The 18,084-nt window shown below is 68.7% G+C and carries 14 protein-coding genes; 11 read left to right on the top strand and 3 right to left on the bottom strand.

The genetic code is table 11. The features are described 5' to 3' along the window. Positions 1–8: 8 nt before the first annotated feature. Positions 9–1,913: a DNA primase gene (gene dnaG / locus CITRI_RS0101640; RefSeq protein WP_010142815.1), complete on the top strand. Its 1,905-nt coding sequence runs from the start codon at positions 9–11 to the stop codon at positions 1,911–1,913. Between the two features lie 10 nt (positions 1,914–1,923). Here the strand turns inward: dnaG and CITRI_RS19245 are convergent, their stop codons facing one another. Further along, positions 1,924–2,589, bottom strand: a complete 666-nt coding sequence (locus CITRI_RS19245; RefSeq protein ID WP_010142814.1) for a PepSY domain-containing protein — start codon at positions 2,587–2,589, stop codon at positions 1,924–1,926. 62 nt (positions 2,590–2,651) lie between these two features. Then, positions 2,652–2,882 carry a hypothetical protein gene (locus CITRI_RS15835; protein WP_010142813.1) on the bottom strand — a complete coding sequence of 77 codons (231 nt, stop codon included), beginning with the start codon at positions 2,880–2,882 and terminating at the stop codon, positions 2,652–2,654. A gap of 180 nt (positions 2,883–3,062) precedes the next feature. Between CITRI_RS15835 and aroQ the strand changes: the two genes are divergently transcribed. Further along, positions 3,063–3,518 (top strand): type II 3-dehydroquinate dehydratase, encoded by a 456-nt coding sequence (gene aroQ / locus CITRI_RS0101625; protein ID WP_010142812.1) that lies wholly within the window; start codon positions 3,063–3,065, stop codon positions 3,516–3,518. Between the two features lie 86 nt (positions 3,519–3,604). Here the strand turns inward: aroQ and CITRI_RS15830 are convergent, their stop codons facing one another. Then, positions 3,605–5,014, bottom strand: a complete 1,410-nt coding sequence (locus CITRI_RS15830; protein WP_010142811.1) for an MFS transporter — start codon at positions 5,012–5,014, stop codon at positions 3,605–3,607. Positions 5,015–5,160: 146 nt separating this feature from the next. On the opposite strand from CITRI_RS15830, the gene CITRI_RS0101615 reads away from it, so the two are divergent. From CITRI_RS0101615 to sbnB, 9 genes are all read left to right on the top strand, one after another. Continuing rightward, positions 5,161–5,919, top strand: coding sequence for an IclR family transcriptional regulator (locus tag CITRI_RS0101615; RefSeq protein ID WP_010142810.1), 759 nt, complete (start codon positions 5,161–5,163; stop codon positions 5,917–5,919). Positions 5,920–5,949: 30 nt separating this feature from the next. Next, entirely contained in the window at positions 5,950–6,849 is a 900-nt protein-coding gene (locus CITRI_RS0101610) for a shikimate dehydrogenase (RefSeq protein ID WP_010142808.1), read from the top strand. Between the two features lie 10 nt (positions 6,850–6,859). Further along, positions 6,860–8,725, top strand: a complete 1,866-nt coding sequence (locus CITRI_RS0101605; RefSeq protein WP_010142807.1) for a sugar phosphate isomerase/epimerase and 4-hydroxyphenylpyruvate domain-containing protein — start codon at positions 6,860–6,862, stop codon at positions 8,723–8,725. 84 nt (positions 8,726–8,809) lie between these two features. Continuing rightward, positions 8,810–9,265 (top strand): universal stress protein, encoded by a 456-nt coding sequence (locus CITRI_RS0101600; RefSeq protein ID WP_010142806.1) that lies wholly within the window; start codon positions 8,810–8,812, stop codon positions 9,263–9,265. A gap of 269 nt (positions 9,266–9,534) precedes the next feature. After that, the gene (sbnA, locus tag CITRI_RS15825; protein ID WP_010142805.1) at positions 9,535–10,545 is read left to right on the top strand and encodes a 2,3-diaminopropionate biosynthesis protein SbnA; all 1,011 of its coding nucleotides are present in this window, start codon (positions 9,535–9,537) and stop codon (positions 10,543–10,545) included. Then, positions 10,542–13,391 carry a Pls/PosA family non-ribosomal peptide synthetase gene (locus CITRI_RS0101590; RefSeq protein WP_010142804.1) on the top strand — a complete coding sequence of 950 codons (2,850 nt, stop codon included), beginning with the start codon at positions 10,542–10,544 and terminating at the stop codon, positions 13,389–13,391. The genes sbnA and CITRI_RS0101590 overlap by 4 nt, the downstream gene beginning before the upstream one ends. Then, on the top strand, positions 13,388–15,967 hold the full coding sequence (locus tag CITRI_RS0101585; protein ID WP_010142803.1) for an amino acid adenylation domain-containing protein: 2,580 nt from the start codon (positions 13,388–13,390) through the stop codon (positions 15,965–15,967). Before CITRI_RS0101590 ends, CITRI_RS0101585 begins: the two co-directional genes overlap by 4 nt. Positions 15,968–15,995: 28 nt before the next feature. Then, positions 15,996–17,003, top strand: coding sequence for a TauD/TfdA family dioxygenase (locus CITRI_RS0101580; RefSeq protein ID WP_029138952.1), 1,008 nt, complete (start codon positions 15,996–15,998; stop codon positions 17,001–17,003). Next, entirely contained in the window at positions 17,000–18,067 is a 1,068-nt protein-coding gene (sbnB, locus tag CITRI_RS0101575; RefSeq protein WP_010142801.1) for a 2,3-diaminopropionate biosynthesis protein SbnB, read from the top strand. The genes CITRI_RS0101580 and sbnB overlap by 4 nt, the downstream gene beginning before the upstream one ends. The last annotated feature ends 17 nt before the right edge of the window (positions 18,068–18,084 follow it).

Raw genomic sequence — 18,084 nt, 5'->3', positions numbered from 1 at the left:
TGGAGGGCATGGCAGGTCTGATCAAGCGCGAGGACATCGATCGTGTCCGCGAGCGCACGGACCTCAAGGAGATCGTGGACGCCTTCGTCACGCTCCGGGGCGCCGGGGTGGGTTCCTACAAGGGCCTCTGCCCGTTCCACGACGAGCGCAGTCCCTCCTTCCACGTCCGCCCCTCGGTGGGGACCTACCACTGCTTCGGCTGCGGGGAGTCCGGGGACGTCATCAGCTTCCTGATGAAGATGGAGCACACCACCTTCGCCGAGACGGTGGAGCGGCTGGCGGCCAAGGCCGGGATCGAGCTGCACTACGAGGACGGCGGGACGGGCCCGGACCGGGAGCAGGTCGGCCGGCGCCAGCGGCTCCTGGAGGCCAACAAGGTCGCCGACGAGTACTTCCAGTCCCAATTGCGCACCGAGGGTGCGGCCACCGGGCAGCAGTTCCTGGCCGGCCGCGGCTTCACCTTCGAGCACGCGGTGCAGTTCAACGTGGGCTACGCGCCGCAGGGCTGGGACAACCTGCTGGGCCACCTGCGCCGCAAGGGCTTCCGGGACGACGAGCTGAAGCTCACCGGACTGTTCTCCGAGGGCCAGCGCGGGATCTACGACCGCTTCCGCGGCCGGCTCGTCTGGCCCATCCGGGACATGACCGGGGCCACGATCGGTTTCGGCGCACGCAAGCTCTTCGAGGACGATCCCGGGCCGAAGTACCTCAACACCCCGGAGACGCAGCTCTACAAGAAGTCCCAGGTCCTCTACGGCATCGATGCGGCCAAGCGGAACATCGCGAGGAAGCGCCAGTTGGTCGTGGTGGAGGGGTACACGGACGTGATGGCCGCGCACCTGTCCGGCGTGGACACCGCCGTGGCCACCTGTGGCACCGCGTTCGGCTCCGACCACGTCAAGATCGCCCGCCGGCTGATCTCGGACGATGGCACCGGCGGGGAGATCATCTTCACCTTCGACGGCGACGCGGCCGGCCAGAAGGCCGCCCTGCGCGCCTTCGAGGAGGACAGCAAGTTCCTGGCCAGGACGTACGTGGCCGTGGAACCCTCAGGGCTCGACCCCTGCGACCTGCGCCAGGAGAAGGGGCCGGAGGCCGTGGTCGCCCTCATCGACTCGCGCCGGCCGCTGTTCGAGTTCGCCATCAAGGCGGGGATGAAGAACTTCGACCTGGACACCGTGGAGGGCCGTTCCGGCGCGCTGCGCCATGCCGCCCCCATCGTGGCGGGGATCCGGGACTCCGTCGTCCGCCCCGGGTACGAGCGGGAGCTGGCCGGGTGGCTGGGCATCGACCAGTCGACCGTCCACCAGGCCGTGCAGCGCGCCCAGCGCGGCGTGGCGTCATCGGCGGACGCCCGGCGGGGGGAACGGCGGTCACCGGCGGGGGAGGATCACCGGCCCGACGGCGACCCGGCCGCGCCCGGGCGGCCTCCCGGGTTCCAGCGTCCGGACGCCCGCGACCCCGCCGCACGGATGGAGAAGGAGGCCCTCGAGGTGGTGCTGCAGCAGCCGACGCTGCTCTCCGCCGAGCAGTGGCAGGCGTTCTACTCGGCGGACTTCAAGGTGCCGGCCTACGCGGTGGTGCACTCCGGGATCCGTGCGGCCGGGATGGCCGGGGCCACCCCCTCGCAGTGGGTGGAACAGGTCCGCCAGGAGGTGCCGGTGGAGCTGGCACCGCTGGTGGGGGAGCTGGCGGTCACGCCGTTGCCGGCCCGCACGGACGAGGACCTGATCCGCTATTGCCGGGACATCATGAACCGGTTGTTCGAGCTGCAGATCACCCACCAGAAGGCCGAGCTCATGGGCCGGCTGCAGCGCATGGGCCCCGCCGGGGACCCCGCCGAGTTCGCGGCCCTGAACCGGCAGTTGCTGGACCTGGAGATGAAGCGGCGGTCCCTGCGCGCGCGGGACTGAGACCGCCCGCTCAGCGGTCCGGGGTGACCTCGCCGGTCATGGCGTCGACGTGCAGCTTCTCGCCGTCGTCGCCGTTCTCGCGGTCCAGCTCCACCTTCCAGACGAGGGTGCCGTCCTCGTCCTCCAGCTCCATCTCGTCGATGAGCTGGCCCTCACGGCCCTCCAGGGCAGCCTGGGCCGCGTCCTCGGCGGTGACGCGGGCATCCCGCGCGCTGCGGAGGTGGTCGTCGGTGCCGTCCCTGTCGTCCTCGCGGACCGAGCCGTCCGTCATGACCGTGAACTCGAGGATCTCACCCTCCAGGTGGGCCTCGACCTCGTAGGCCGAGCCGTCGTCCTCCCGGTCGACCTGGACGACGAAGGCATCCGGGTGCTGGCCGTAGACCGCGTCGATCGCGGCGTACACCGGATCCTCACCGGTGGTGCCGGTGGCCCCGGTGGGGCTCGAGGTGCCGTCCTCGGTCGGCGTGCCGGTGCCGGGGGTGGACGCGGCGGGCGAGCTCTCGATCGGGGCAGTGGTCGCCGTGGCGGTCGTGGTGGCGCCGCCGTCCGCCGGGGTGTCGCCGGCCTCCGGCTCGGTGGTGGCGCACCCGGTCAGGAGTGCCAGTGCCAGCAGGCCGGTCCCGGTCATCGCGAGCGACTTGGTGTACGTGGTCTGGGTTCCCGTGGTCTCCGTCATGGCCTCAGTCTTTCCGATCGATGTGAGATGAGTATGAGAATCCTGTGATAGCTCGGCGGCGCTCAGCCGGCCGGGGCCGCCTGGGCCGCCTGGGCGGGGACGGACGGGGTCGTCCCGGTCCCGCCGATGAACTCCCCGACCTCGAGTCTCCCCACGCGCAGTTGCTTGAACTCCGCCCTGCCGACCACCAGGCGGCCGATGGCGAGGGCCCCGACGGCCAGGGCGCCGATGGCCAGGCTCCCCACCGCGAATCCGCCGACGGCGGCTGCTCCCAGTGCGATCTTCTCCGGCATGTGACCACGCTCCTGGATGTCCGGCCCGGCTCTGGGCCCGCCGTCCTCGCTGACCCCGGGAAGGGGGCGCACCGGCACTGCCGGCAGGCTCTCATGGGCGAGAATGGGAGGGCAACCCTTGACCGGCCGGGCCGGGGCCGTCCCGCACCGGCCCGCCCGCCCCGAACCCTGGAGGACCCGATGGCCGATGCCGCCGACAAGCCCGTGTTCGTACTCAACGGACCGAACCTGAACCTGCTGGGCCAGCGTGAACCGGAGAAGTACGGCAGCACCTCCCTGGAGGAGGTGCGCACGATGTGCGAGCAGACGGCCGCAGAGCACGGCCTGGGCGTCGACTTCCGGCAGTCCAACCACGAGGGCACCCTGGTCGACTGGATCCAGGAGGCCCGCACGGCCGGCCGCGGTATCATCCTCAACCCGGCCGGGTATACCACCACGTCCATCGCGATCCTGGACGCGCTGCTGGCGGCCGAGCTGCCGGTGATCGAGGTCCACGTGACGAACATCCACCAGCGGGAGGAGTTCCGGCACCACTCCTACGTCTCCAAGGCCGCCACGGCGGTCATCGCCGGTGCCGGCGTGCACGGGTACCAGCTGGCCCTGCAGCACATGGCCCGGCTGGTGTCCGGGCAGTAGGACCCCCCCGCACGACGACGGCGCCCGCGAGTGTCGCGGGCGCCGTCGTGGTGGTGCCGGGAGGGCCGGTCAGCCGGCCGGTGGCATCACCGGGCGCTGCCGGCGGGGGTGGCGGTCCGGTCCAGCCGGGCGAGCTCGGCCGCCTCCGTGCGGGTGGTGTGCAGCTCGTCGATCCCGTCCAGGGTGAGGTCCTTGGTCTCCTTGGCCGTCAGCGCCGCCGCGGCGGAGATGGCGCAGGCGACGCTCACGACGATGGCCACCGCCAGCCAGTTCGTGCCCTCGGCGCCGGCCACGGCCGAGGCGACGATCGGCGTCAGGCCCCCGGAGATGGCGAAGCCGATCTGGGTGCCCATGGCCAGGCCGGTGACGCGCACGCGAGTGGGGAACATCTCGGCGTAGAACGAGGGCCAGATCCCGTTCGCCAGGGAGTAGAAGCAGCCCGAGAGGATGGCGCCGAAGAGGAAGATCAGCGTCCAGTTCCCCGCCTCGATCGCGGACAGGTACGGGTACATCATCACGGCCGGGCCGATGACGCCGGCGAGGAACACCGGCTTGCGCCCGATCCGGTCCGCCAGCAGGGCCGCCAGCGGGATGACCACCAAGGCCACGGCGTTGGCCAGCACGGCGACCCACAGCATGGTGGGGCGGTCCAGGCCGACCACCGAGGTGGCGAAGGACAGCGACCAGACCAGGAAGACCACGTTGACGGTGTTGATCATCGCGGCGCAGGCGATGCGGATGACGGCGGCCTTGTGGTACTTGACCATCAGGGCCAGCGGGGTGGCCGGCTTCTCACCGTGCAGTTCAGCCTTGGCCTGCTCGAACGCGGGCGGCTCCTCGAGGCGGCGCCGGATGATCCAGGCGACCACGACCACCACGGCCGAGAGCCAGAACGGAATGCGCCAACCCCAGGAGAACAACTGCTCCTCGGTGAGGAACAGCGTGAAGGGGATGAACACGGCGGTGGCCAGCAGGGTGCCGAACTGGGTGCCCTGCAGGGTCCAACTGGTGGTGACGGCGCGCCGGTCCTCCTGCGCGTGCTCCAGGGAGACCGAGATGGCGCTGGACTGTTCCCCGGAGGCGGAGAGTCCCTGGATGACGCGGCAGAGCACCAGCAGGGCCGGGGCGAGCAGGCCCGCCTGGTCGTAGGTGGGCAGGCAGCCCACGAGGAAGGTGGCACCGCCCATCATGAACAGGGTCAGCATCAGGACGAACTTCCGGCCCATCCGGTCGCCCAGGGGGCCCATGATCAGGGCGCCGAGCGGCCGCACGACGTAGGCGACGCCCACGGTGCCCATCGACAACAGGATCGCCACGCCGGGGGAGGCGTCGTCCGGGAAGAACAGGTGGTTGAGCACGAGCGCCGCCGCAGTGCCGTAGACCGCGAAGTCGTAGTACTCGAGGGCGGAACCGATCCAGGCGGCCAGCGCGGCCTTCCTGGGGGTCTTGACGTGGGCGGCGCCGTGGGCGCCGGCGTCAGGGGATGCATGGGTCATGACGGAATCCTTGGGTTGTGCATCGTCAGGGGGAGAGCGGGGGTGAATCCCATCCGCTGATGCGAAGTTCTCGAATAATGGGAGTAACTCCTGTATGTTAGGAATGAGCATGGCGCACATCACAGCGGAGTGTCAAGGAGGCACGCATGGCGACGGTCCAGACCGGCACGGTCGGCAAGGCCCTGGAGGTCCTCACCGTGGTCGGGGAATTCCCCGACGGCGGGACGGCCGCACAGGTCGCCCAACGGGTGGACTACCCGTTCAGCACCGTGCACCGGCTGCTGTCCACCCTGACCGAGACGGACTTCCTGTCCTACGACCCCCGGGACAAGCGCTACTCGCTGGGGCTGCCCGTCTTCCAGCTGGGCCAACAGGTGGCGCACCGCCGCGGGTTCACGGCCACGGCCGCCGCGGTGCTCTCGAGACTGACCGAGACGACGGGGGAGAGCTCGATCCTGTCCGTGCTGGACCGCGGGCGCGCGCTGACCGTCCACACGGTCGACGGGCCGCAATTCCGCACGACCACCGATCCCGGGGGATACAGCCCGCTGCACACCAGCGCGATCGGCAAGGCCCTGCTGGCCTTCACGGACGAGGAGACCCGGGAGCACCTGCTCGCGACCGTGGACCTGACGCCCCGCACCGAGCACTCGGTCACCGACCGCTCCGTCCTCGCCCGTCAGGTCGCCGAGGCCCGCGAGCAGGGGTGGGCCGGGCAGTCCGAGGAGAACGACATCGGCATGGCCGCCATCGCGGTCCCGGTCCAGGACCCCTCGGGAGGCCTGATCGCGGTCGTGGCGCTGGCGGCCCCACTGTTCCGCTGCGACCTGGAGGGGCTCAAGGGCCACCTGCCCGCGCTCCTGACCGCCGCCCACCAGCTCTCGATCCAACTGCCCCCGCGCTGAGGCGCGTCCACCCACCGCGAAGGAAACCGCATGAGCACAGTCGCAGAGTCCTACCTCGTCGGGTTGATCGGGGACGGGATCACCGCCTCGCTGACCCCGCCGATGCATGAGAGGGAGGGACGCGAACAGGGATTGCACTACCTCTACCGCCCCGTGGACGTGGCCGCCCTAGGGTTCACCGGGGAGGAGGCGCAGCGCCAGGCGCCCCTGCTGCTGGAGTACGGCCGCCGGCTGGGCTTCAACGCCTTCAACATCACGCACCCGTTCAAGCAGACGATCATGGCGCACCTGGACGAGGTGGACGGGGACGCGCGGAACCTCGGGGCCGTGAACACCGTCGTGTTCGCCGGCGGGCGCTCGGTGGGTCACAACACGGACTTCTCCGGGTACATCACCGGCCTGCGCACCACGCTGCCGGAGGCGGACCTGGCCTCGGTGGTCCAGCTGGGTGTCGGCGGCGCCGGCTCGGCCGTGGCCTACGCCCTGCTGCGCGCCGGTGCCGAGGAACTGGTGCTGATCGACCTCGACGCGGACCGGGCCGGTGCGCGGGCCGCCGACCTGCAGGAGCAGTTCCCGGCCCAGCGGGTGTCCGCCCGGCCCCACGGCGACCTGCGGCAGGCCCTGGCGCGGGCCACCGGGTTCGCGCACTGCACGCCCGTGGGCATGCACCTGCACCCCGGCATGCCGGTGGCCGCCGAGTGGCTGCGGTCGGGGATGTGGGTCTCGGACGTGGTCTACCTGCCGGTGGACACCGAGCTGATCGTCGCCGCACGGGACCGGGGTTGCGCCGTGGTGGACGGCGGGACCATGGCCGTGGGCCAGGCCGTGGACGCCTTCGGCCTGGTGACCGGGCGCCCGGCCGACGCCGGGCGGATGCGCCGCCACTTCCTGGAGCTGGTGGCCGCCCGGTCGACGGGGCGGGGTGCGTAGAGTGAGCGCCGTGAGGACCTCCATCGCCACCGTCTGCCTGTCCGGAACCCTCGAGGAGAAGATGCGCGGCGCCGCCCAGGCGGGCTTCGACGGCATCGAGGTCTTCGAGCCGGACCTCGTGGCCTCCCCCCTGTCCCCGGAACAGGTCGCCGACCTCGCCGGGGAGCTGGGACTGACCCTGGACCTGTACCAGCCCTTCCGCGACCTCGAGGGGGTCGAGACCGAGGTCTTCGCCGCCAACCTGCGCCGGCTCGAGGCCAAGTTCCGGCTGATGCGGCGCATGGGCATGGACTTGATCCTGCTGTGCTCCAACGTCGGCACCGCCACCCGGTGGGAGGACGAGGTCGCGATCGACCAGCTGCGGCAGGCGGCCGACCTGGCGGCCGGCTACGGCATCCGCATCGCCTACGAAGCGCTGGCCTGGGGACGGTACGTGAGCACCTACGAACACGCCTGGAGCCTGGTCGAACAGGCCGACCGGCCCAACCTGGGCGTGTGCCTGGACTCCTTCCACATCCTCTCCCGCCGCGGTGACGTCACCGGGTTCCGGTCCATCCCGGGGGAGAAGATCTTCTTCGTGCAGCTGGCCGACGCACCGAACCTGCTGCTGGACCTGCTGTCCTGGTCCCGCCACCACCGCACCTTCCCCGGCGAGGGCGCCTTCGACCTGGTCGGGTTCTACCGGGAGCTGGTCGCCACCGGGTATGCCGGACCGCTGTCCCTGGAGGTCTTCAGCGACGTCTACCGGCAGACGGACACCCCGCGCACGGCACTGGCGGCCATGCGCTCCCTGCACTGGCTGCAGGAGGCGACGGCGCACCCGGACGAGGCGGCGGACCTGCAGCCGAGGGGCTGGGACTACGCCGAGGTGCTGGCCGCCGAGCCCCAGGACGTGACCGAGATCCTGGCCGCCCTGGGCTTCCAGGACCGCGGTCCGCACCGGACCAAGGACGTCCGGCTCTACGCCGCCGGAGACGCCCGCGTGGTGCTCAACGGCCGGCCCCGGCCCCGCGGGGAGGACGGGTCGGAACTGGTGGGCCTGGGCCTGCAGGTCCCGGACCCCCGGGCCACGATGGACCGCGCCCGGCTGCTGCAGTACCCCGTGGCCTGGCGCTCCAACCGGGCGGACGAGATGGTCCTGCGCGGGGTCACCGCCCCGGACGGCTCGGAGCTCTTCGTCGCCCCGGTGCCGGACGAGGGCCGGGAACCGGGCTGGACCGGGGAGTTCGGGCCGGACGCCACCGGCCGCGGCACGGGACCCCTGCGCGCGGCGGACGCGCCGGCGTCGTCCGCAGGTGAGTCCCTGATCCTGGGGGTGGACCACGTCAACCTGGCCCAGCCGTGGCAGTGGTTCGACGAGGGCGTGCTGTTCTACCGGGCGCTGTTCGGCCTGCACGCCCGGGCCAACAACGAGGTGGCCTCACCCCAGGGACTGGTGCGGTCCCAGGTCGTGCAGACGGACGACGCCTCGGTCCGCCTGGCCCTGAACATGCTGCCGCAGGTGCTCGAGGGCACGGACGAGGGACGGCGACGGCGGCGCGCCGACTTCCCGGAACACGTCGCCTTCCTGTCCTCGGACGTGGCCGAGGTCGCCCGCCGCGCCCGGCGGGCCGGCCTGCGGTTCCTGCCGATCCCGGCGAACTACTACGAGGACCTGCACGCCCGCTTCGACCTGGACGAAGGCCTGTTGCGGGTGCTGCGCGAGAACGACCTGATGTACGACCGGGACGAGCGGGGGGAGTTCCTGCACTTCTACACCCGCACCATCGGCAGCGTCTTCTTCGAGGTGGTCGAACGCCGCGGCGGGTACGACGGCTACGGCGCGATGAGCGCCCCGGTGCGCCTGGCCGCGCAATACGACGTGGACCGGCAATAGCCGACGGGCGGACGTTGTGCGGGCCCCGCCGTGGAGCCTACGGTGTCCGCACAACCGGACACCGGTACCCGAGGGAGCTCCACGATGCAGACATCACAGCCGATCGTCGTCGGGGTCGACGGCTCCGAGGCCTCCCTGGAGGCGTTACGCGAGGCCGGCCGGATGGCCGGCCTGATGGGATGTCCGCTGAAGGCGGTGACCCTGTGGGACCTACCGGTCACGGCGTCTGACTACCCATACCCCCTCGAGGGCACGTTCGAGGATGCTGCCCGGGAGCGGCTCGACCAGGCCCTGGCCGCCGTATTCGGGGCCGAGCTGCCTCCGGGACTGGAACGGGAGGTCCGCAGCGGTTCGCCGGCGCGGGTGCTCCGGGACCTCAGCGAGGGCGCCCGGATGGTGGTGGTCGGCAGCCGGGGCCATGGGGGCTTCGTCGGCCTGTTGCTGGGTTCGGTCAGTTCTGCCGTGGCGGCCCACGCCCGGTGCCCCGTCCTCATCACGCACCGGCCGGTCCCCGAGCCGGCCTCCGCGCCGGCCGGCTGAAAACCGTCAGGCCCCCGTCCCGCACCGCCGGACGGGGGCCTTTTCGCGCGTTGGCCGGCATCCGGGCAGGCCACCCGGCACTCCGGCCTCCAAGGGTGCCGGCACCCGGGTGGACGGGGTCCGAGTACGCCGCAGAAAGTACCCCGCATACCGCTGTGTAGGTATTCCCAAAATACCGAGGCGGGAGGATTCTTTCTCGTGTTTTCGAATCCACTCTTGATGGGGAGCGGTCCTGGGGCCGCGCATAGGGCAAGAGATCGAGGAACATCATGACCATCATCAAGGAACCGCACCTGTTCAACGAGCAGAGTCTGTTCATCGACCTGGAGGGAGTACTCGGGAGGCCGCTCTACCTGAAGATCGAGGGATTCAACCTCGCCGGATCGATCAAGCTCAAGCCGGCCATGGAGATGGTCGAGCGGGCCGAGCGGGAGGGGAAGGTCGGCCCCGGTTCCGTGCTCGTGGAGTCCTCCTCGGGCAACCTCGGCGTCGCCCTCAGCATCATCGCCGCCAGCAAGGGATACCGCTTCGTGTGCGTGATCGACCCGCGCTGCAACCCCGCGACCCGTCAGCTCATGGAATCACTCGGGGCCCAGGTCGACCTGGTCACGGACCCCGATCCCGTGGACGGCCTGCTCGGGGCCCGGCTCAACCACGTCCGCGCACTGTGCGAGTCCGACGACCGGTACGTCTGGCTGAACCAGTACGCCAACCCCGGCAACTGGGGAGCGCACTACCGCTGGACCGCACCCGAGATCGCCGCGCAGTTCCCCGGGCTCGAGGTGTTGTTCGTCGGGGCCGGGACCACGGGCACCCTGATGGGGTGCGCCCGGTACTTCCGTGAGCACCGGCCGGACGTGCGGATCGTCGCGGTCGACGCCGCCGGATCCGTCTCCTTCGGTGGCCCGCCGGCCACCCGCCTGATCCCGGGCCTGGGCATGAGCGTGCGGCCGCCCCAGCTCGACGAGTCACTGGTCGACGACGTGGTGCTCGTCGAGGAGGTGGACACGGTGCGCACCTGCCACCTCCTGGCCTCTCGCGGGTTCCTGTTCGGCGGCTCCACCGGGACCGTGGTCCACGGCGCCATGACCTGGCTCGCGGACCACCATGCCCAGCACGTCACCGCGGTGGCCATCTCCCCGGACCTGGGCCGCCCGTACCTGGACACCGTCTACGATCCCGACTGGGTGCTCGACCACTTCGGGGCCGAGGCGCTCACCGGGGCCGACGCGTCGGCATCGACGGTGGTCAACTCCTCGCCGGGGAGCGTCGCGCAGTGAAGAAGCTCGTCGACACCCTGCCGATGTCCACGGCTCCCCGTGTCCCGGCACCCAGCGTTCACCCCGCCATACCGGAGACCGGGGGTGCCGCTGCGGACCGTCCACTCGAGCGTCGCCTGGCCCAGCTCCTCGCCTCCGTGGTGCAGCGGGAGGAGGTGCCCGTGGACGCCAACTTCTTCGAGGACCTGGGTGCGGACTCGCTGGTGATGGCGCAGTTCTGTGCCCGGGTGCGCAAGCAGCCGGACCTGCCGTCGGTGTCCATGAAGGACGTCTACCGGCACCCGACGATCGCGACCCTGGCTGGGGCCCTGGCGCCAGCAGAGGCCGCTCCGGCGTCGGTGCAGGCCCGGCTGGCGGAAGTACTGGTCGGTGTGCTGGACCGTCAGGATGTACCCGTGGACGCGAACTTCTTCGAGGACCTCGGTGCCGACTCCCTGGTGATGGCGCAGTTCTGCGCCCGGGTGCGCAAGGCGCCGGACCTACCGGCGGTGTCCATGAAGGACGTCTATGCCAGCCCGAGCATCGCGGCGCTCGCGGCGGCGCTGCACGATCCCTCGCCGCAGGTGGAATCGCAGGAGTCCTCCCCTGTACTGGCGGCCGTGCCGGAGACACCGGCGCCCATGGACGCACGGACGTGGGAGTACGTGACCTGTGGCGTCCTCCAGGTGCTCGTCTACGTCGGATACAGCATGGGTGCCGCCATGGTCGCGGTCGCGTGGTATCAGTGGATATTCCCGGAGGCCGGGCCGGGCAACCATCACTGGGTGGGCCACGGGATCAGCCTCTGGGAGATCTACCTGCGCTCTACCGCCTACGGTGTGGCCCTGTTCGCGTTCCTGTGCCTCCTGCCGGTGGCTGCGAAGTGGATCATCATCGGGCGCTTCCGACCCCAGGAGATCCGCATCTGGAGCCTGGCCTACTTCCGGTTCTGGCTGGTCAAGACGCTGATTCGCACCTCCCCCCTGGCGCTGATGACCGGTTCACCGCTGACGACCTTCTACCTCCGGGCCCTGGGCGCGAAGGTAGGACGCAACGTGACGATCCTGACCACTCATCTGCCGATCTGCGCCGATCTGGTCACCATCGGCGACGGGACGGTGATCCGCAAGGACGTGTTCGCCAACGGCTACCGTGCCCACGGCGGCGTCATCCAGATCGGCGGGGTGACTCTGGGCCACGACGTGCTCGTCGGCGAGGGCAGCGTCCTCGACATCAATACGAGCATGGGTGATCGCACTCAACTGGGCCACCGATCCACCCTGTACACCGGCCAGATGGTGCCCGCGGGTGAGCGGTGGCATGGTTCACCGGGGAGGCGGACGGACGTGGACTACGCCACGGTCGAGACCGTGCCCCTCCGGTCGTGGCGTCGGGGCGCCTACGCCACGTATGAGCTCGTCGCCATGCTCGGACTGGGCCTTCCACTGGTACAGACGATTCTGCTGGTCGTTCTGGCCCATCCACGTGTGGCAGCACTCCTGGAGGCGAATCCGCACGCCTTCACCGACTGGGTCTTCTACGCCGACGTCGTCGCCTTCGCCGGCGTGGGCGTCCTCGGTGGAACGATCGTCGCACTGGTCATCATGTCGACCCTGCCCCGACTGCTTCAACTGGGCCTGAAACCCGACACGGTGTATCCGCTGTTCGGGGTCAGGCATGCCGCAGAGCAAGCGGTGACAAGACTGACGAACAGCCACGTGCTCAACATTCTCTTCGGCGACAGTTCGTACGTCGTGAACTACATGCGGGCCATCGGGTACGACCTGAAGGAGGTCGATCAGACGGGCTCGAACATGGGAACGTCCTTCAAGCACGACAACCCGTTCCTGTCGACGATCGGCACCGGCACGATGATCGCCGACGGGGTTTCGTTCATGAATACCGACTACTCCGCGACGTCCTTCAAGCTCGGCCGGGCGGCGATCGGAGCGCGTAGCTTCCTGGGCAATTTCGTTCTCTATCCGGCCGAAGCCAAGGTGGGCGACAACTGCCTGCTCGGGACCAAGGTGATGGTCCCCATCGACGGTCCGATGCGTCATGACGTGGGCCTGCTTGGTTCACCGCCGTTCGAGATCCCTCGCTCGGTCCTGAGAGACACCCTTCCGGAGGAGCATGTGGACCGCGCCCACTTCCTCCGCGACCTCTCGTCCAAAAACGAGCACAACCTGCGTACGATGGCGCTCTTCCTTCTGGTCCGATGGCTCGACGCCACGATTGCCCTGCTGGCAGCGTTTGCCGCCCTTGAACTGTTCGACCGTTTCGGTGTCTTCGCCTTCACGGCGTCGTTCGTCCTGACCCTGATGGTCAGCCTGCTGTTCTACGTCGGCGTCGAGCACCTCGTGACGCGGTCCCGGGCACTGCAGCCCCGTTTCTGTTCCATCTACAACCCGTACTTCTGGTGGCACGAGCGGTACTGGAAACTCCACATCCCGAGTCGCCGCATGGCCCTCCTCAACGGGACACCGTTCAGGCCGCTGATGATGCGGCTGGTGGGCGTGAAGATCGGGGCCCGGGTCTTCGATGACGGTTGCGAGATGACCGAACGGAGCCTGACGACGATCGGCTCACGGTGCACGCTGAACGTGCAGACCCTGATCCAGTGCCATTCCCAGGAGGACGGCGCGTTCAAGTCCGACCGCTCTGTCCTGGGCGACGACGTCACTCTCGGTGTCGGCGGTCTCGTCCACTACGGGGTGACCGTCGAAGACGGTGTCGTCATCGCCGCCGACTCCTTCGTGATGAAGGGGGAGACGCTCGCTCGGGGATCCCTGTGGGGTGGCAACCCGGCCCACGAGGCGCGTTCTGCCATCACGCCCGCCAGCAGTCCGGAAAGGACCCGGTCATGACCACCACCCCTCCAGCCACCTGCCGGGCTGCTGCCGACCCCTCGCCAGAGCGCGCCAGTGACCGGCAGGCCCTCCCGGAGACCGCACCGACGAGGATTCCTCGGTGGACGAGGGACCCCTGGCACGGCCAGGGGACAGTCGAGGTGGTGGTGCCGGAGGATCTGCGCACAGGCGTGGGCACCATGGCACGAGACTTCGGAGTGACCCCCGGTTCGATCTGGCTAACGGTCCATGCGAGGGTGCTCGGGGCCCTCGCGGGTGAGACGGAGGTGACCTCCGGTCGAGTGGGTCTGGAAGGGGCCGGACGTTACACCCTGGATCTGGACCAGCCGTCGTGGCGAGTTCTTGTCCGCGAGATGCATGCCAGGCTGAACCATGCTCGCACGCAACAGTCCGGCCTGGGACAGGCTCCTCATCAGGAGAGTGCTCCCGCGTACGAGGTGGTGTTCGACACCCGGCACGACGGGGATTCCCGATCACTGTCCGAGGACACGGTCCTTGGACTGTTCCTCCGTAGTGTGCCCGAAGGCTGGGTACTTCGCCTGCGGTACCGACGGAACGTCCTGGATGCCGACGCCGCACTCAGGATCGCGGGTTATCACCTGACGGCACTCCGTCACCTGGTCACTGAGCCCGAGGCGGGCCCCATGGACGCCGGCTTGGTCGGTCCGGACGAGCAGCGTTTCCAGCTTGAACAACTGGCCGGGCCCGTGCGGTCCAGGCCTCCGCGACGCTTCCACCAGTTGTTCGAGGACCAGGTCCGGCAACATCCTGAGCACATCGCTGCCATCCAGGACACGCGACAGTGGACCTACGCGGAGCTGAACGACCGTGCCAACAGGATCGGCCGTGCCCTCCTCGCCCGTGGACTGCAGGCTGAGGACATCGTGGCGGTCGTCGCCGAGCGGAACCTGGAGTGGATGGCCGCCGTAATAGGCATCTTCAAGGCCGGAGGTGCATACCTGCCGTTCGAGCCGCACTTTCCCGCCGACCGGATTGCCAGGACGCTCACCCGGGCCAACTGCCGGATGGTGCTCACCGAGGAAGGCAGCACCGACTCACTGGACACAGCGCTCGTCAAGATGCCGGCGGTCACGAAGCTGCTCATGGAGGACGTGGAGGCAGAAGGGCATGCCGCGCACGACCTCGCGGTGCAGGTGCGTCCGGATCAGTTGGCCTACGTCTACTTCACCTCAGGCTCAACGGGGGAACCGAAGGGGGCGATGTGCGAGCACGAGGGGATGGTGAACCATCTCTACGCCAAGATCGAGGACCAGGGGATCGGCCCCGGTGACGTCGTCGCCCAGAGCGCTCCCCAGTGCTTCGACATCTCACTCTGGCAACTGGTCTCGGCCCTCGTCGTGGGTGGTCGAACGCTCATCATCGGACAGGACCGGATCCTCGACGTCGAACAGTTCGTCGACACGGTGGAACGGGGTGGGGTGGCGGTCTTCCAGGTCGTCCCGTCGTACCTGGAAGCGGTGGTGGCATATCTGGAGAGCGAGCCCCGTGAACTTCCGCACCTTCGCTGTGTCTCAGCGACGGGGGAGGCCTTGAAACCGGAATTGGTGCGGCGGTGGTTCAACGTGGTACCTGCCGTCAAACTCGTCAATGCCTACGGACTGACGGAGACCTCGGATGACACGAACCATGAAGTCATGACCACCGCGCCGGCCGGTGACCATGTGCCATTGGGCCGGCCGGTCCCGAACGTCCGGATCTACATCCTCGATGAGCGGCAGCGGCTCGCACCGCTCGGGGCACCGGGCGAGATCGCCTTCTCCGGCGTGTGTGTGGGGCGCGGATACATCAATGATCCGGAGCGGACGGCGCAGGCGTATTCCACGGACCCCTTCGTGGAGGGCGAACGACTCTACCGGGCGGGTGACTACGGACGCTGGTCACCGGACGGAAAACTGGAATACCTGGGGCGGCACGACCACCAGGTCAAGATCTCCGGATTCCGCATCGAGATCGGTGAGATCGAGAACGCGCTGTTGCGTGTTCCCGGTGTTCGCGACGGCGCCGTCGTCGTCGGCCAGGCAGATCAGGCCAAGTTCCTCGTGGCCTTCTATTCCGGACATCGGCCACTCGAGGTCGACGAGATCCGCCAATACGTGGCCGCGCGGGTCCCGGCCTACATGGTCCCGACGGCGTACCGGTGGCACGAGAGCCTTCCCCTGACCGCCAACGGGAAGATTGACCGGAAGGCCTTGAGCCGCATGGCGCACGAGGCCGTGCCTGAGGCCGACGACATATCGATGGAGGCACTCACGAGTACCGAGGCGCGACTTGCCGGAGCGTGGGGGACGGTCCTGGGCATATCCCCGAGCCGGATCGGGAGACGCGATTCGTTCTCCGAATTGGGCGGCACCTCCCTGTCAGCGGTGAAGCTTGTCGTCCTACTCAAGCGTGCCCTGTCCCTGCAGGACGTGCTGCGGACGCCGGTTCTGGCCGACATGGCAACACTGCTCGGTGACTCAGGTCACGGGCGCCCCGTTGAACCGGCCGCGCCTCCACAGGCAGGAAGCGCCACCGAACCTGACCCAGCTCCAGACACCACGAGAACCAGTTGACCCACTCGATACTCCGAAAGGACTCCCGATGTCGTCTCCTCCACCCAAGATCCAGGTAGATGTGGATCACCAAACCGGTCGGCCTCCGATGCTTACCCTCACGGACGGCCATGATCCCGTTCAATGGGCCGAGCAGCAGCGCGATTCCCTGCGTGCAGCCGTGACCGAACACGGTGCAGTGATGGTCCGCGGGCTCGGTCTTCAGGATGCAACCGAAGTGGCTGCCGTCTTCCACCGGCTGGCTCCGAATGGACTGATGCCAGACCGGGAGGCCTTCGCCACCAGGAAGCAGTATGTCGACGGCGTCTACTCGTCGCTCACGTGGCCCGCGAACCAACCCATGTGCATGCACCACGAACTCAGCTATGCGCTGGAGTTCCCCGGCATGATGCTCTTCGCCTGTCTGGAGGCGCCTAGCGCCGGTGGCGTGACGGGGGTGGCGGACGCTCGAACGGTTCTTGACGCCCTCCCCGAGGACCTGGTCCGGCGCTTCGAACACGAGGGCTGGCTGCTGGCCCGCAGTTACAACGAGGACATCGGAGCGTCCTATGAGGAGGCCTTCGGGGTCTCCGACCGAGCTGCCGTTGAGAGCTACTGCCGAGACCATGAGATCGAATTCGAGTGGCAGTCCGATGGGGAACTGCGCACCCGGCAAAGACGCCCCGCCGTGGTCCGCCACCCGCTGACCGGAGATCGCTGCTGGTTCAACCAGGTTGCATTCCTGAACGAATGGACGATCGCACCCGAGATCCGGGAGTACCTGGTGGACGTCTACGGTCCCGATGGGTTGCCGTTCAATACCCGCTTCGGCAACGGCGATCCGATCGATGAGGACGTCATCACCCTGCTGAATGAGGTCTATGAGGCCCACACCCTGCGGACCCCGTGGGAAGTTGGGGACCTCATGGTCGTGGACAACGTTCGCATGGCCCACAGCCGTGAGGCCTACGAGGGGCCTCGAGAGATCCTCGTCGGAATGGCGGAACCGCAACGGGTATTCGATCTGGTGACCACTGTCCAGGAGGATGTCCGATGAAGGGTGATCTCACGACGTCACCGGCCACGACAACGGAACTCAAGGCCGTTCCGCCGTTTGCGGTCATTCCCGGGGCCCAGGTGCAACAGGTGCTCCAAGGGCGGGAGAAGGAGGTCGTTGGACTGGTCGAGGAGACCTATCGGGTGCACGCCGCCGGGGACTCGGTGAACCCGCCGTCATACTTCCTGCGTTTCCCGGACCGTCCGACTTCGCGCATCATCGCCTTGCCGGCCTCGATCGGCGGGAGCGTCGGAGTGGACGGGATCAAGTGGGTCTCGAGCTTCCCGGACAACGTGGCGTCGGGTATACCCCGTGCCTCCGCGGTGCTGATCCTCAACGACCGCGCCACGGGATACCCGTTCGCCTGTATGGAGAGCTCCGTCATCAGTGCCTCCAGGACGGCCGCATCGGCGGCCGCGGCCGCGGACTGGCTCAGCAGGGGAGGGGAAAGGCCCAGACGCATCGGGTTCTTCGGTGTAGGCCTCATCGCCCGGTACATCCACGCCTTCCTCGACGCGACCGACTGGGCCTTCGACGAGATCGGGGTACACGACCTCTCGGTCGAGAGCGCGGAGGGATACAAGGGATACCTGGAACGAAGCGGCACTACTGCTCGGGTGACCGTGCACGAGAATCCTGAGCCGATGATCCGGGACAGCGACCTCATCGTGTTCGCCACCATCGCGTCACAGCCGCACGTGCACGACGTGACCTGGTTCGCCCACAATCCGCTGGTGCTGCACGTGTCCCTGAGGGACCTGGCACCGGAAGTCCTGCTGGCCTCTGCCAACATCCTGGACGACGTCGACCACTGCCTCAAGGCCGAGACCTCCGCCCACCTCGTCGAGCAGATGGTGGGCCACCGGGATTTCGTGGACGGAACCCTGGCCGACGTCATGGCCGGCTCGGTCTCCCTGCCGGATGACCGCCCGGTGGTGTTCTCGCCGTTCGGCCTGGGCGTGCTCGACCTGGCCGTGGGGAAGTACGTCTACGACGAAGTGGCCAGAAGCGGTGGGCTCCAGGTGATCGATGACTTCTTCTCGGAGCTGCGTCGCTATGGCTGATGCGGCACGTCGTTTGT

This window comes from Citricoccus sp. CH26A (assembly GCF_000224415.1).
GTDB lineage: Bacteria > Actinomycetota > Actinomycetes > Actinomycetales > Micrococcaceae > Citricoccus.
Note: the sequence above shows the minus strand (reverse complement) of the source record. Positions and strands in the feature narration are given on the sequence as shown.

Coding starts and splice junctions, on each gene's coding strand:
- aroQ (WP_010142812.1), top strand. CDS start 3,063: ATGGCCGATGCCGCCGACAAGCCCGTGTTCGTACTCAACGGACCGAAC.
- CITRI_RS0101615 (WP_010142810.1), top strand. CDS start 5,161: ATGGCGACGGTCCAGACCGGCACGGTCGGCAAGGCCCTGGAGGTCCTC.
- CITRI_RS15835 (WP_010142813.1), bottom strand. CDS start 2,882: ATGCCGGAGAAGATCGCACTGGGAGCAGCCGCCGTCGGCGGATTCGCG.
- CITRI_RS0101610 (WP_010142808.1), top strand. CDS start 5,950: ATGAGCACAGTCGCAGAGTCCTACCTCGTCGGGTTGATCGGGGACGGG.
- CITRI_RS0101600 (WP_010142806.1), top strand. CDS start 8,810: ATGCAGACATCACAGCCGATCGTCGTCGGGGTCGACGGCTCCGAGGCC.
- CITRI_RS19245 (WP_010142814.1), bottom strand. CDS start 2,589: ATGACGGAGACCACGGGAACCCAGACCACGTACACCAAGTCGCTCGCG.
- CITRI_RS15830 (WP_010142811.1), bottom strand. CDS start 5,014: ATGACCCATGCATCCCCTGACGCCGGCGCCCACGGCGCCGCCCACGTC.
- CITRI_RS0101580 (WP_029138952.1), top strand. CDS start 15,996: ATGTCGTCTCCTCCACCCAAGATCCAGGTAGATGTGGATCACCAAACC.
- sbnA (WP_010142805.1), top strand. CDS start 9,535: ATGACCATCATCAAGGAACCGCACCTGTTCAACGAGCAGAGTCTGTTC.
- CITRI_RS0101585 (WP_010142803.1), top strand. CDS start 13,388: ATGACCACCACCCCTCCAGCCACCTGCCGGGCTGCTGCCGACCCCTCG.
- dnaG (WP_010142815.1), top strand. CDS start 9: ATGGCAGGTCTGATCAAGCGCGAGGACATCGATCGTGTCCGCGAGCGC.
- sbnB (WP_010142801.1), top strand. CDS start 17,000: ATGAAGGGTGATCTCACGACGTCACCGGCCACGACAACGGAACTCAAG.